The 14,444-nt window shown below is 34.5% G+C and carries 12 protein-coding genes; all 12 read right to left on the bottom strand.

Annotated elements, in window-relative coordinates:
* The 12 genes from DK441_RS13510 to DK441_RS13460 are packed head-to-tail and all read right to left on the bottom strand — an operon-like array spanning position 1 to position 14,072.
* Positions 1-2,703, bottom strand: coding sequence for a hypothetical protein (locus DK441_RS13510; RefSeq protein WP_109851196.1), 2,703 nt, complete (start codon positions 2,701-2,703; stop codon positions 1-3).
* Complete coding sequence (locus DK441_RS13505; RefSeq protein ID WP_109851195.1) at positions 2,691-6,179, bottom strand: baseplate J/gp47 family protein; 3,489 nt, start codon at positions 6,177-6,179, stop codon at positions 2,691-2,693. Before DK441_RS13505 ends, DK441_RS13510 begins: the two co-directional genes overlap by 13 nt.
* A 15-nt stretch (positions 6,180-6,194) precedes the next feature.
* Positions 6,195-6,605, bottom strand: a complete 411-nt coding sequence (locus DK441_RS13500; protein WP_074405566.1) for a GPW/gp25 family protein — start codon at positions 6,603-6,605, stop codon at positions 6,195-6,197.
* A gap of 2 nt (positions 6,606-6,607) precedes the next feature.
* Positions 6,608-6,898 (bottom strand): PAAR domain-containing protein, encoded by a 291-nt coding sequence (locus DK441_RS13495; RefSeq protein ID WP_074405567.1) that lies wholly within the window; start codon positions 6,896-6,898, stop codon positions 6,608-6,610.
* Between the two features lie 40 nt (positions 6,899-6,938).
* Positions 6,939-8,684, bottom strand: a complete 1,746-nt coding sequence (gene vgrG / locus DK441_RS13490) for a type VI secretion system tip protein VgrG (RefSeq protein ID WP_109851194.1) — start codon at positions 8,682-8,684, stop codon at positions 6,939-6,941.
* Positions 8,685-8,686: 2 nt separating this feature from the next.
* Positions 8,687-9,412 carry a hypothetical protein gene (locus tag DK441_RS13485; RefSeq protein ID WP_109851193.1) on the bottom strand — a complete coding sequence of 242 codons (726 nt, stop codon included), beginning with the start codon at positions 9,410-9,412 and terminating at the stop codon, positions 8,687-8,689.
* Positions 9,413-9,415: 3 nt separating this feature from the next.
* Positions 9,416-9,583 (bottom strand): DUF5908 family protein, encoded by a 168-nt coding sequence (locus DK441_RS26915; protein WP_200822854.1) that lies wholly within the window; start codon positions 9,581-9,583, stop codon positions 9,416-9,418.
* Positions 9,584-9,588: 5 nt separating this feature from the next.
* Positions 9,589-10,029 carry a phage tail protein gene (locus tag DK441_RS13480; RefSeq protein WP_109851192.1) on the bottom strand — a complete coding sequence of 147 codons (441 nt, stop codon included), beginning with the start codon at positions 10,027-10,029 and terminating at the stop codon, positions 9,589-9,591.
* A complete protein-coding gene (locus DK441_RS13475) occupies positions 10,029-10,475 on the bottom strand; it encodes a phage tail protein (protein ID WP_024769977.1) in 447 nt (148 codons plus the stop codon). The genes DK441_RS13480 and DK441_RS13475 overlap by 1 nt, the downstream gene beginning before the upstream one ends.
* Before the next feature lie 43 nt (positions 10,476-10,518).
* Positions 10,519-12,459 (bottom strand): phage tail sheath C-terminal domain-containing protein, encoded by a 1,941-nt coding sequence (locus DK441_RS13470; RefSeq protein WP_200822853.1) that lies wholly within the window; start codon positions 12,457-12,459, stop codon positions 10,519-10,521.
* Between the two features lie 14 nt (positions 12,460-12,473).
* Positions 12,474-13,484: a hypothetical protein gene (locus DK441_RS13465; RefSeq protein ID WP_160112092.1), complete on the bottom strand. Its 1,011-nt coding sequence runs from the start codon at positions 13,482-13,484 to the stop codon at positions 12,474-12,476.
* Positions 13,485-14,072, bottom strand: coding sequence for a DUF4255 domain-containing protein (locus DK441_RS13460; RefSeq protein ID WP_109851189.1), 588 nt, complete (start codon positions 14,070-14,072; stop codon positions 13,485-13,487).
* Positions 14,073-14,444: the final 372 nt, after the last annotated feature.

Below are 14,444 nucleotides of genomic sequence, written 5' to 3'. Positions count from 1 at the left end.
TTATAATGATCCTAAATTCGTTTTTCCTAAAATTATTCTTCCGTATAATTCTTCGTTCTCATTATCACAGTCAAATAGTCTTCCTGTTGGATATACATTGTTAAGACTAGATAATGCTTCAATAAGTTCAATTAGTTCTGGTTCTGGCTGTTCTTGGTCAAGTGATGTGTTAGCCAGAAGATATGCTTTGTATGCATTTTCAAACTGCAATAATTCGTTATCGTTGGGGTCTTCTACTTCATTTTCTCTATACCCAACCCAGCATATTTTGGCTAGAACATGGACGGGTAATTCTTCTTTGATAATTCGTTCCATGTAGTTTCTAAAATCTGTATTAGAAAACCTAAGTGTATATCCAGGCAGTACGATACTCACACGATAAGAATAGGGGTCTATCGGCTCACAATTGGTACATTCATCTGTACAAATTGGCATAAAAACACCCTCATTTACATCCGTTTGATTAATATCCGGACGAAGCATCATATGCTCCACAATAAATAACCCTTCTTCTGTAAAATCTTCCTTCATAAACTTTATAAGATCCAGAATAGATTGTTTTATTTCTCCTTTTGTTTGATAATAGGTGAATCGCTTTGCTATGATTCTATCTGGGTCATTTTCATCCTCTATGGCAGGGTTAATAATGTCATAAGAATATTTACCAGAATCAGCTTGATGAATCTGTATATTATCAATCTCTGCATGATCAGAGAATCCTTCTTTAAAAACTTCTTCAACTTTAAATTCTCTGGTTTGAATAATTTGAAGAACAGCAAAAAACAACTCCCTATTTGCGGCAGCGGCATCAAAATATTCTTCTGTACCAGATAATACGATGGAATTATTCAGATCTTTAATTCTCCATCTATACACTTTTTGATTATCACTATTGATCAGATCATATATTTCTACAAAAGAATCTGTGAGGTGTCTTCTATTATAATCTTTAATCCCTAAAAGACGAGCGATCCTTTTTTGTACACCTGAAACATTAGAAGTATTCCAAAGATTTTCTGTAGGCTGATTATAATAATTAAACGCATTACCTCTATCTTTGCTAACAACCTTATAATCTTTTAAAAAATCTTCTTTATTTCTTAGTACTACTTCATCGGTAGTATTGGCATAAATAGACTTCATAATAAAAGAATACTCAGTAAATCGTTCTGCAAATCGCGCTAACAAATGATCTAAAATCTCGTTTCTCCTTTCAATATTGTTATCTAGATCCTCATATAGTACATTGGTTAGATATTCATCGTTATCCAGAGGATAATTTGAAACTAATTCGTCTAGATTCTGTACATCCTGTATGGCCTGAGTAAAGAAAGTTTGCGTTAAGTTTCCGCTTACAGAGAGTAATTCTTTAACTTGACCTAAATGCTTAAAATAACTAGCCAAAATCTGATCAAAAAATAATAGATATCCCTTAAGTTGCTTGGCTTGCGACTTTCTTGCAGTAGTTGATCTAGCAGGTAATCCTACCTCACTAATCCCATAGGTATCAGGAAAATCATTTTGAACGGTTGTATAACTATCAGTTTTAAGATATTTCCCTTTTGGAATTTCGAGTTCTTTATCTGCTCCTGCTTCAGCAATAGCTTCTTGTTCTTCTTTCTCTAATTCTTCGAGATAAATATCGACCTGTTTTTTATTAATATTGAGTGGTAATAATCCTTTGTTGTAGTTAAAAACACTTTCATCACACACAATTGGTTTTTCATATTCTTCCAGACATATCACCCATTCATTGGTATCAGTAGTTTGATCCCCACAATAGCCCAGCGAGATATCTTTTATATTAGCGACTCCGGGAATACCTATAATGATTTTCATGATATCCGACAACCTTACTTCGCTGCGTAAATCTGCTTCGATAAGTTCATTTGTATCTATAAAACCATTTTGTAAAACTGGACCATCGAAAATCTCTAAAGTTGAATATCCATTATCAAGCATTTGAGTCAATGAATAAAAATTTACGGTGGTTGAGAAATACGCATCGATTGCTCTTAGCATCAACGCATGTACTTTTTCTTCATCTGCATCTGTACTTACCTCTATATCTGCACAAATTTTTACCGGGAATTCCTGTATTTTCTCTATCGTAACTAAATCTTCGCAAAGATTTCGATACGCATGATAGCGTTCTCTAATTTTTTCGGTTACCTGATCTATACCCGATTGGTCTAGCTCTTCAAAATCAACATATAAATCATATAAGCCTTTGAGTACAAATTCTTTTTTTTGCCCACTCGGAATCAAACTAAAATCTTCTGGATTATAGGACAACAGATCATCTTTACAGTTAGCATATACTTTCTTTTTATGCTTTGCTAACCAGCAATTCTTAACTCCTTCTATATCTATAAAAAGTTTGCGATAATCCAATGCAGTTACCGGGCTGGTAGGCAACACTTCTGAGGCTTTGAAAAACTGCGTTTTTACATTTTTGGTAATATCATTAGATGCTAGTACATTTTCTATAGGAAGCTCAATTCTCATTCCTAAATCGGTAATAGCATAACAAAGCATTTCTAGCATCGTAATCCCTGGATCATGCGAGTTAAAGTCTGTCCATAACTTGCCACCTAATTGTTCTATATATTCGATGCCTTTTTCTTTTAAATAGAAAAAGTCTAAATCGTCTTGTGTAGCGACTTTTTTGGGTATGCTAATATGTTCGTTTAATACTGACATGTTTCTGCTTCTTCAATTATAATAGGATCACAAATTTTAATATCGGTTGATATCAGATGATTTTTTGCTGATACCAAAATATGTTTTGGACTGGTTGGAGAAAGTACCTGAACAAATTCTAATTGTTCTAGATAGTCTTCATCCTTTGGATTTTCTGGGGCTTCTACTCCATCAGGATGTTTAGCCATTTCTAATTCGGATAAGTAATCCACATAGAATAGCTTCTCAACATAGTCGATAAGCGTGCTACGATTTAATTCTATCCCAAAAACAATTTCTTGTGAAGTATCAAATGCCCATGGAGATAGGAACTTGACAAGATCTTCGTTTAATTGTTTTTGGTAAAAGTTCTCATCGTATTGCTGATAAAACTTTACATTCAATTTAATTAGTACTTGCTCATATTGAGGATTCATCACCACGGCTTCTACATGCATGGTATTTAATTGATTAATGAAGTTTTGAATTTTATTAAGAGTAGCTGTACTCAGTCTGGGTTCGAATATGTCAAAAACATTTTTGTCTACGATATCTGGAATAGCAACCAACGTTACATCTCCGGGTGATAAAAAAGAGTCATTCGAGGTATGATTCAAGCATTTTACTCTAAACACTTCTGGAAACTCTTGCATAATTAAATGTTCGTAATCCCAAAGTGTAATGGCTCTATTTTTATGTCTTAACCTTTCGCTTATTCTTCTGTAATATTCGTCATCAGACTCTAGTGGTTTTCCATCAAAAGAATTATAGGGTTGTGAAGCACCTTTTATCTGCGGTACCCTACTAATTAGTTTTGAGATAGATTCTGCCGGAAGTCCATTATAGAGATGCGTTAGCTCATTATTGTTATTTTCAAATTGAGCCAATACTGCCTGCGCCATAATGTCAATCACTTTACAAACCGCATCATAATCCTTGTGCATTTTAGCTCTTATCCAAATAAAATCTTTTGGAAGTCGAGTGTTGATTTTGGTGGCTTGTTTTGGAATACTAAATTTAACAATGCCCGATTTTAAGAAATTATCAATACCATTGTTCAGCAAGCTTTCTTCAAGGTCCATCCATTGATTATTGCAGAGTACTGCCCACTCTACTTTTTGTTTTCCAACAAATGAATCTACATCTGGATTTTCACTACCTTCTAAAATTTGAACCAATAATGAAATCTGCTGCGAAACTTCTGCTTCTTCTAATCCGATATATAATTCACCTCCGTGACAATAATCAGGTACAATCCAACTATCAGTATCTGCATTTTTAGTTAGGATGCTTTTCTTCTGCGCTTGTATTTTTAAATAAGAATGTTCTTCATATTGTCCAAATGGATCTTCATGAAATAGTTGTATTCTATTGTTGGTATATTCGTTTTCACTATCTACTGTAAAATCTGTGTCTTCTTCAGCGCTATAACTAAGGCTTATGGTATCTGCAAAAGGTGTATATGGGTCATTAGGTATCAGAGTCTCATCATTATCACTGGATAATGCCAAAGTATAAATCCTTGGAAATAATGAGTGTAAAAAGGATTGATCTAATGTCAAGCGAATAGGTCCACTTTTTGTCAATCGATCACTACCTAAATTAATTGAAAAATTAGTTTCATAAGTAGGCATTTCGCCCTCTACATTATCTTGTTGGTTACCACAATCATAATTGTTGTTTTTATTTTCAAATAACGTCACAGGGATTTCACTATCCTTCCATACTTCATTGAGTAAAACCGAAGAAGTAGCCGTAAAATATGCGTCGTTTTTAACAATCAGATCTTCATCATTGGTATTCAATACTAATGCTCCGTTATCTGATGTGGCATCTGATGGTTCATCAACAAAATCTTCAGGTTGATTTGCAGAAATGTCACCCACATTAGGGTCAGTGAACATACCATCTATAAAGATATCTTTACTTATTCCGTTAAGGTAATCTTCTTTATAGGCCAGATAATGTTGTTTGAAACAATTGGGAGGTGTATTTTTCCACTTAATATTTATACTTAGATCACCCCACTTCTTTAAAAATATTTCTGGATAATCAATTGTAAAAGAGGATCCTGTAATCGGTTGGGTTGTAAATGGGTAAAAAGGCTTCTTTGCATTGAGTGTACCCGTATCATTTTCTAAAATCAAAGATTTCACACCCGTAACATCTACTTTGGTAGTTATATTTTGAATTTTTTTCTTTACTAAATTTCTAAAAAGAATATGCCCTTGATTAAACACTTCTTCTGATGGTAACGGTTGATCATTTACGGGATCTGTATCCTGAACTTTTGTATCAATTAAAAAACGAATTATCGGAAAATCAGAAGTGAATTTTTCACCCAAAACTTCCTGGTTATAAGGAACAATGGCAGGTGCTTCTTTAGGAATCTCAAAAACTAATGTAAGTGTATTTTCTTTTATTTCAGACTCTGGTTTTAAAACGTTTTCATCTGTTTCTTGCAGAAATGATGAAAGATTTATCCACTGCTCTTCTGAGCTATAGAGTACACTAATCGTATTTAATAAGTACTCCTTAATCTTATCAGGAGCTAAATTTTCTTCTTCTTCTTTTTCTGCTACTTGTTCTTCAGTAAATTTTTTAAACCTAGTCAGCACAAAATCTTCCTTGAAGTTAACCTCAATTCTTATGGTTCTTGTTCCTTCTGACAATTGAAACATTGGAGAAGCTATCGCAAAGCCTAATCTGGCGTCTGGCAACTCTGTATATCTTTTCTCTCCTGATGTATACCCAAACGGAAGCCAATAATTTGCATCATCTGGTAAAGCTTCTTCTAGTCCATCTAACGAATTAGCCATCGAGCTATATTTGATCTCACCCAGGTTGATATCATTATATAAACTCTTTAGTTGTGCAACTTTGGCCTTATTGGCGATGAGTTCTTCAGTGGTTTTGTAAATGAGTTTATTACCATTGGTATCTTTACCACCGTCTAATGCAGTTTCTTTTACAACTCTCTCTTCTACACTTTTTTTAGCTAGTTCGAAAATTATATGGGCTTTATCCTCTGTCGCTGGTAGTTTTTCTATCTGTAATATTTCCTTATAGAAAAAATCCAGATGTCTTTTGGTAATGCTATTAAATCGTTGCTTAGAAAATTCTAATAACCTTAAAAAACATATAAACAATGTCATATGAGGAGTGACACTACTTTTAGCTTCAAGATCTTCAATCGTTTTGGAAATCTTATTTTTCAGCAATTGATAATCGCTATCTGTTCTTTTAGGAATATCTTGATTAGTAAAATCGAAATGATTAAAAAGTTCTTGCCAATCACCTGATGGGATCTGATTATCATTTGTTTCAAAGAAATTTATGTGTTTGGCAAAATTATACGCAAACAACAACCAGTCTTCAAGATCAAAATCATGAAGTTCTAAATTAGCTGGATCCAAGACACTGTTAAAGCGTTCCTCCTGATCGGTTCCATTTCTTTGGAAAATTATATTGTCTGTATGTTTACCGTCGTTACACATAGTTTTATTAGCGCATTATATGTTGGTTCCTTCTTCTTTATAGAAAGGAAAAACTACATTTCTTCTTGAGTTGGTACTTCTAATTAAATAATCAATTTTCACTAGCAATTTCCCTTCTAACTCATCTGTTTCAGAGATGTCTATTTTAATTACATCTATTCTGGGTTCATGATAGAGTATTGCTGTTTTAATCAGTTCGATTACAAAAGTTTTTAAGGTTCTATCCAAAGGTTTAAAAAGAAGCTCATCCAGGTTACATCCGTAATTAGGCACCATAATTCTTTCTCCTAATCTGGTTGTTAATAAAATCTCTAAACTCTTCTTAATATCTTCCTCATTAGAGGTCATCAATACATGTTTTGCCGTTTTATTAAACTCTGGTGGAAATCCCCAGCCTGTACCTAAAAAAGAATCTTTATTTTCCATAACTAACCTCCTATTATTACTGTAGGGCTTCCTAGTACAATTACTCCTCCGTGAGCGGTACTATCACCCATTCTTGCCGCTGGCATTCCTCCTATCATTACTGTTCCAGATCCCATAATTATTGTATCTGGCGGTCCTACACATACTGCCATATCCCCAACTCGTGCTGCCGGCAATCCACCAATAAGTACGGTTGGCTCTCCTGCTGGTAATATGGGCCCTCCTACGTGAGGTACTACTCCTGTTACTAATGGACAGGTATGCATATCTGTAATTCTTGCTGCTGGTGGCATTGTTTATTTGTTTATAGTTTTTGGTTCTTTTTAAATTTTATCAATTAATCTGAACTAGTGACCCTTTAAGGGTTGCAATTGCGCTGGAAGAAACTTCTATACCAGCTCCTCCTTCTGCTTTGCATTCTGCACTTGCTTTTATATTTACATTGGTTCCTTCGATATTAACATCTCCAGATGCTGTTAAACTAATATCCCCAGCACTTTCTACTGCTATACCCGAACTATCAATGGTAATTACATTCGAATTATCATCCTCGACAATAATAGAACCTGCATCTTCATCTAATACTATTTTTTTTCCTGCAGGTGTTTCAATAGTTATAGACTTTTTATCATCATCAAAAAGTACTTTCATTTCGCTTCTGGTAACAAATCCTTTTTCATGATTATCATCACTTGCGGTAATAGGAGAAGGTTTGGCACTGCTATGTAACATTCCTAATACTATTGCATCGTTTGGATCATCATTTATAAAACCAACGATAACCTCATCTTCTATTTCAGGCCTAAAGAATGCTCCTCGATTTTCACCTGCATCTAATGAAGCTACTCTACACCATATACCTTGTTCTTCGTTATTGATGATTGGTATTTGCACTAAAATTCTTTCTTCTCCATCAGGGTCTTCTTCAAGCTGACTTACGATTCCTACTTGTAGTCCACAAATTCCTGATAGTAATCCTGATGCTGGTAATGCATTGATATCATATGTTTCAGAAAACCATTTAGGGTTGATCCCAAATTGTGCATCTACTGTCCAATTTCCTTCTGCAATATGATGACTTACTCCTGTGATATAGATCTTACCATTAAATCTATCTCCTACTCCTTGTAGCTCTAATAACGTTCCTGGTTTTACCGCTGGTACTCCTTGAAATTTAACTCGGCCTCTAACTTTTGATAATTGCTGAAACATCCATTTAGCGTCACTCCAATCTTGTAATTCTTCTGTAGTAAGCGATCCTCCGTGACGTAATTCTAAGTTTTCTAAAGCGATTACAGAAGAGAGATCCGAAGCAGATAAGTTACCATTTAACGAAACTGATGGGTCATTAGCTTCTACCTCTACAATTTCCTGATCAGAATAGTTCCATCCATAAGAAGTAACTTTATCGATCTGATGTCTGGCATCAATCTCTGCATCCAAATCTAAAATAGTTGATCCAAAGGTTACAGTCTCCACTGGATCTGAGCTAAAATCAGGTTTGGCTACAGTTAATTCGCCGTTATCTACAAAGCAAAGTTTACCATTAGCCTGAGCTCGTGAAACTATATAATCCCAATCTGACACGTTGTATTGCACCAATTCCTTATGTTCATATTTAGTAGCTTCTACATCGTTATCAATACCATAATCGCCGACAATTTCTTCGATAATATCACTATCTTTTTTATCATAGAAATATTTGCTTTTTCTGCCTATTGTAAGCTTGACAGCTTCATCCTTACACTCCACAATAAGATAAGAACCATTAGTTCTTATTTTTATATTATGTTTAATGACAATTCCTTTAAAAATCGTTTCTTCATCAGAATGGTATCCAGCAGTAATTTCGATTTCTGCTCCTGGTACAACTAGTTCTTGATTACTTAATTCAAAATCTTGCTTAGAGGGTTCTCCATCTGTTATAATCAACTTGGCAGTAGAGATTCTATTGACCTCCTTTTCGATAGAAATTGTTTTAACCTGATAGGCCTTAGACAACTCTTCTCCGTTGACCAGTACCTTGTTTGTAACAAGGTCTGCATTTTTTGATGTTTGTATTACACTGCCTTCAGCCATTTTTATGATGTTTTTTCTATTGGAGGAAAGAAAATTTCTTTTCCTACTTCTAATTTTCTAAATGAAGTAATCTCATTTACCCTCGCTACTTCTAAATAATACTTAGAATCCCCATAAATACGATGCGACATTAAAGGCAACGTATCTCCTTCTTTTACCACACGTACATGTGTTAAATCAGGAGATTGATTATTCTCTTTTGCTACTCTAAGATCATCTTCTACAAAACCTTGAAACTTTGCCTTCGCAACCGCACGGATCGGCGTACCGTCTGGTTTAAAAAGTTTAAATTCTATGCTCATTTCGGTAAGACTCCCTTTGAAAAGAAGAGTTCCCCACGAAATCATTAGATAGTTTGGCTTATGTTCGTCCCCGTTGTAATCGAGGATTACTTTTTTAAACTTTTCGATATCATCAATGATACCATCACCTTCGTCTTTAAAAACTTTATTACCCGAACTACTCCCTGGATCACTGCCATAGTGTACAATGACACCTGATCTATCAAATAAAAATTCTAATTCAAGATCTTCAGGAAGTTTTTTATTAAACTTAGGAGATAAATCACTGGTACCTGAAGCCTGATCCTCGTTTTGCTCGATTTTATAATTAAAGGTGTATTTTTCCGGATTCACCAATGTGGTAAATTCTCCGTCTCCCACTTTATCATTAAACTGTGGGTCACTATAGGCTACAACCTTTAATTTTTTTAATTCTCCGGTACTCATTGCTTATCGTTCAGACTGTTTTGAAATGATCTCCATGATTTGCTCTACACATTCGGCGACAATCGTATCCTTGTTTACCAATGGCTTACCTCCTTTTGGAACATCTGTATTTTTCTGATCATTGTCTACATTTATTTTGATGTGTAATTCTTTAATTTCGATCGCTCCCATGATTATCAAATTGTATTATAGTAGTTATACACCAGCTCTATGGTCTCGATGACCACTTTACTTTCTTGAGCATTAAAGTCCGATATGGACCATTTAATTGGATAGGCATGCACTATATTCCAGGATACTAGCGGTTCATGCTTTTCATTTAAAAGTTTAACAATAAGATCTATAGGCTCGAATTCGAAGTTTTCGACAGCATCTTTACACCAATCGATTACCTTAGAATCTACCAACAACCCTCTTTTTAGAACCAGGTTTGGATATTTTGTCCTTACCGGAATTTTATGCTTAAATCTATTTTCTCCACCTTCGGTGACATCTTCTGTTTCTACATCTACTGACAATCCAGCTATGGATTGAAACTGATGGTCTGCCTCACTGGTTGACAAACCAGTAAATTCAACACTAAAATGAAAACCAACGGGTGGATAATAGGTTGCCATTAAGATGCTATTTTAAGACTGTTAATTGCAAATTCTGCAGATTCAATAGCGATCTCATTTCCATCTGCTTTAAGATCTGTAGATTGTATTTTAAGCAACCAAGCATCCTGTGCTTCCCAGGTTACAACAGGCTCATGCTTTTCATCTAACAAGCTAATCGTAAGATCACTTCTAAACTTCTCTTCACCTTCTTGAAAGAATACATTTTTCTTCCACATATCATAGAATTGTCCTTTTGTAGAAACAAAAGTTCCTCTTTTGATTGCAATATTTGCAAACTTGGTCATTCCAGGTTGCTTTTTCTTGAAGTAGTCATTATCGGCTCCTCCTCTATATTCTATTACTTCAGTTTCAAAGTCTAAACCTGATACCTCTGTACAATTTAATTCGGTGTCGCCTCCAATTGTTACCTTAAAATGGAACTTTGGTAGTGGATATTCTGCCATGATTTCTATGTTTTATGTTGTTGATTTAAATTATTATAAATGATTAAGCTTCTTGCATTTTATGAGAGAACTTAAGAATGATAAATTCTGCTGGTCGAACAACCGCCATTCCGATTTCGATAATCATATTACCATCGAGGATATCATCGGCCGTCATAGTTTCTCCCAATCCAACTTTTACATAGAATGCTTTATCAGGTGTTGGACCTGCCAATGCTCCAGCTCTCCATTGTAGTGTTAAGAAATTATTGATCATTGCTTTTACTCTAACCCAAGTGTTCATATCATTAGGCTCAAAAACAAACTGTTCTGTAGCTTTCTTGATAGATTCTTCGGCCATATTAAAGAATCTTCTTACTGGCACATATCTCCACTCTTTGTCATTACCTGCTAAGGTTCTAGAGCCCCAAACCAAAGTTCCTTTTCCCGTAAAAGTTCGTATTGCATTTACAGATTTTCCTGCTATAGTATCTACATTTAAACGATCCTGCTGCTCATTGGTGATTTTTATAGAAGGTTTAATTACATAATTTACTCCAACATTTGCTGGTGCTTTCCAAACTCCTCTATCACTATCTACTCGTGCATATACTCCTGCCATAGCACTACTTGGTGGAAGCTCCAGAGGAAGGATTCCTAATTCTACTTTGATTAAGTTATAAGTTGCACTATCTATATTCTCAATAGCTGCCAGGTTTTGACCATCAAGAGAACCAGTTATAACGCCATCAGCTGCTTGTGCTGCAGTAATTGCATCAGTTAATGCAGGTGTTATCAACGCAATAACTGCCTGAATATCTGCTTCTATAGTAGCAACAGCTACAACTGCCGCTGCAGATTCTGTTTTTACTACTCCACCACCAGGTGCACTATTGGCTGCTCCAGTGATATCCGTAATATGTCCTTCTAAAGCTGTAATTAATGTCGGAATAGCTCCCGCTCCTGTTATCGCTGTATTTAATGCTCCTGCGGCTGCAGTCACTCCAGCCTCTCCAACAGCATTACCATCGGTCACGGCAGTTGCTCCAGAGGTAACCACACTATTAAGAGCATCAACTATAGGTTGGATTGTATCGGTAATGGTAGCTCTATTTGTATTAGCTTCACCATTGGTTCCTGCTTGCAAAGTTGTATCCGCATCGGTTAAAGCAGTAACTAAAGCTGGAATCCCGTTCAAAACGGTTTGTATGTCTGAAGTAGTCTGCGTAGCTGTTGCCATTGCTGTGATACTCTCCGGAGTTTCATCTTCACTGGTATGACTAATAGCAACATTAGCTTCATCATAACTATAATCCAAAATGGTTTCTAAATATGGATAATAAGCAGCTCCATATTTAAGGTAATCCTTTTCCAAATTTACTCCTGATCGTAATGCATCAATTGGCGCATCACTAGTATCATCATAACTATATGTATCTATGATTGCAAATCGATCTTGAAGTTCATTACATTGAGTCAAGGCATTATTATATAGTGCAAAAAACTCGTTCGGACCTGCAATTGCAGTAGCATCAGGAAACAATAACAATGTCGGCTCATCTTCTTTTTTAAGAAGGTCAAGGCCATCATTTAAATCACTAAATAATACATTTCCTCCTGTATAATCAGCTACAGAAACAATGTAACAAGGTCCTCCTCCATTTGCAAAATACATCTGCAAAGCATAATACATTAAATAGGGTTGTCTATTAGCCACAACCTGATCCTTATCAATTGTGATATTTCTTTCTATATCTCCATTTACTAAGGCATCAAATATTGTAACTTCAATATTTACCTCTGGTAATGCAAATCCAAAATATGTTTCATATTCTAACATAGAAGTAATTCTGGTTGGGTTTAGTAACAAATCATTTGCTACCTTTTTTGTTGCCTTCTCAGTGTATCCTATAAAAGCTGGAATTGCTGTTTCTACTTGGGCTACGGATGGAGGAAATTTAACAATCTCCTCTATATATACCCCTGGTGTTTTGTACGTTGCCATAATTTTAATTGTTTTTAAATAAAAATTTCAGAATATGTTGTTGTAATATTTGTGTTTACATCTGTTGTTTGCTTTATCAAATCTGCTGTTGGATTTGGAAAAGTGTATTTTTCGATATCTGACGGAAGTGGAGGTACAATATCAGCATCAGGATCAATCTCAATAAATCCATTTTTGGTTAAAGGTTGAACAGAAGAAGTTTCTAACTCCTCATCATCAGATTTCTTAATATATTTCCAAACTGTCTTCCTATTATCAAAATGAAGCTTGTAATAAGGAGTAGGATCTAATAAATAATTTTTCACGTCATTAGGGTCCGAATTATCTATCTCTATGAGATCCATATTATTATCCCCTATCGTATGAAGTCTAATGATACCAAGCAATCCTTTGCTCTTTTCTGCCTGTATAGCTTGGTTTAATAGATGCTTCCCTTCATCGGTTGTTAAATCACTTTCCTCTACTTCTGCCAATAGCTCTAAATAAGGATTTGTATCTGCATTACCATTCTCTTGGAGTATGCTATACCAGATTGATTGTGAGCCTTCCTCTGATAATAAATAATCTTGATCTACTAGATCATTAGAAGAACTTAATGGTATATACGTATATGGATCAGCTTCTGTACTCGGTTTTGTATTTGAAAAATAATACAGCCTATTTTTTTCTTTAGGTAAGACCGTATAGTTATCAAACAAGTAATCGTTGCTATATAATAAGAATGTAAGTCCTATACCGTCATCAAGAAAAATGGTTGATTTATAATTATCATTTTCTTCTACCACCTTGTTAAGCACTGTAAAGCCGTCAGTACCTTCTTTTATAACAATTTTATGATCTCTAAATATCTTTTGAGTTGCAGTCGTTGGAACCACGTTTATAAAATCCTTAAAAAGATATTCTTTTAGTTGTACTATCTTTTGATCGGCACTCATTGAAATAAATGAAGTGGATCCATTATCCAGGAAATATGAATGATGCAATTGCACCTGAAACATCGTTTTGTATAAGATTCTAAAAGCCAATCAATTACGTTTTAAATTTCCATTAATTTCGGTTATCAAGCTACCTTCAGATTGTGTTACATCTCTTTCTACCTCGAGTAAACTTATTTTATAGATGATTGAAGGATATTGTTTGCCTCCCAGCGTACCCCAGATAAAGTTCATTTCTTCAAATGAAGGGGTAAATAGATCTACGGTAAACTTAAAGTTCCCTATCTGATCCATTCCATCCAAATCTCTATCAAAATTTGTATTAGACTGTGTAAAAATTCTCTTGGATTGAAAAAACTCTACTACTTTGGAGACACTTTTTAATGACTCTTTATAATCATTTCTATTCGCAGAAAACATGATATAAAGGTTCAAATGAACTTTGTTATTTTTATAGACCACCTTTGTTCCTTCTATCTCATGATTGAGAATATTTTTCATGGTGGTTTCTTCTTCTGTATGTAGCAGTGAAAGTACTATATTATTGCTATCTGAAGGTTCGTCATCTTCAGATTCTATAAAGGCTATATTATCTAATGAGACTGGCTTTTCTTCCAATTCTATATCAAAGAAATTATTAACCTCTTCGGTTATAATTTGCAATACTTCAAAAATCATATCATTCTTATTAATAATGTATCATTCCTCTATAGCTTTATCAAAGAGATAGAAGCTATACGTTATTTCATTGTTAATCTATTGGGGTATACTTTTTATTAGGGGGCAGAACACCTAAATCAATTTAGAAATTGAAATTATATTTTGATTAGGATACTATAAATATAAATCACATTTTAAAAAAATCGCAGAGTCATTACACTGTTTTTTTTATAGTTAAACAACTTTGACGTAAAGGGGTAAAAACCTGTATTACAACACTTTAAATTTTATTAATTTTATTAGTTTTCTTAATGTTAAATAGATCATCTACAGAAAAACGTTTACTCGTAACGCTTCGAACGAATAAGGTAATGCTGAATATGGAATAAT

It is taken from the genome of Aquimarina sp. AU58 (genome assembly GCF_900312745.1).
Lineage (GTDB): Bacteria > Bacteroidota > Bacteroidia > Flavobacteriales > Flavobacteriaceae > Aquimarina > Aquimarina spinulae.
The sequence above is the reverse complement of the archived record's forward strand: the minus strand, read 5'-3'. Positions and strand labels throughout refer to the sequence as shown.

Coding starts and splice junctions, on each gene's coding strand:
- DK441_RS13480 (WP_109851192.1), bottom strand. CDS start 10,029: ATGGCAACCTATTATCCACCCGTTGGTTTTCATTTTAGTGTTGAATTT.
- DK441_RS26915 (WP_200822854.1), bottom strand. CDS start 9,583: ATGGGAGCGATCGAAATTAAAGAATTACACATCAAAATAAATGTAGAC.
- DK441_RS13505 (WP_109851195.1), bottom strand. CDS start 6,179: ATGTGTAACGACGGTAAACATACAGACAATATAATTTTCCAAAGAAAT.
- DK441_RS13485 (WP_109851193.1), bottom strand. CDS start 9,412: ATGAGTACCGGAGAATTAAAAAAATTAAAGGTTGTAGCCTATAGTGAC.
- DK441_RS13460 (WP_109851189.1), bottom strand. CDS start 14,072: ATGATTTTTGAAGTATTGCAAATTATAACCGAAGAGGTTAATAATTTC.
- DK441_RS13475 (WP_024769977.1), bottom strand. CDS start 10,475: ATGGCAGAATATCCACTACCAAAGTTCCATTTTAAGGTAACAATTGGA.
- DK441_RS13470 (WP_200822853.1), bottom strand. CDS start 12,459: ATGGCAACGTACAAAACACCAGGGGTATATATAGAGGAGATTGTTAAA.
- DK441_RS13510 (WP_109851196.1), bottom strand. CDS start 2,703: ATGTCAGTATTAAACGAACATATTAGCATACCCAAAAAAGTCGCTACA.
- DK441_RS13500 (WP_074405566.1), bottom strand. CDS start 6,605: ATGGAAAATAAAGATTCTTTTTTAGGTACAGGCTGGGGATTTCCACCA.
- DK441_RS13495 (WP_074405567.1), bottom strand. CDS start 6,898: ATGCCACCAGCAGCAAGAATTACAGATATGCATACCTGTCCATTAGTA.
- vgrG (WP_109851194.1), bottom strand. CDS start 8,684: ATGGCTGAAGGCAGTGTAATACAAACATCAAAAAATGCAGACCTTGTT.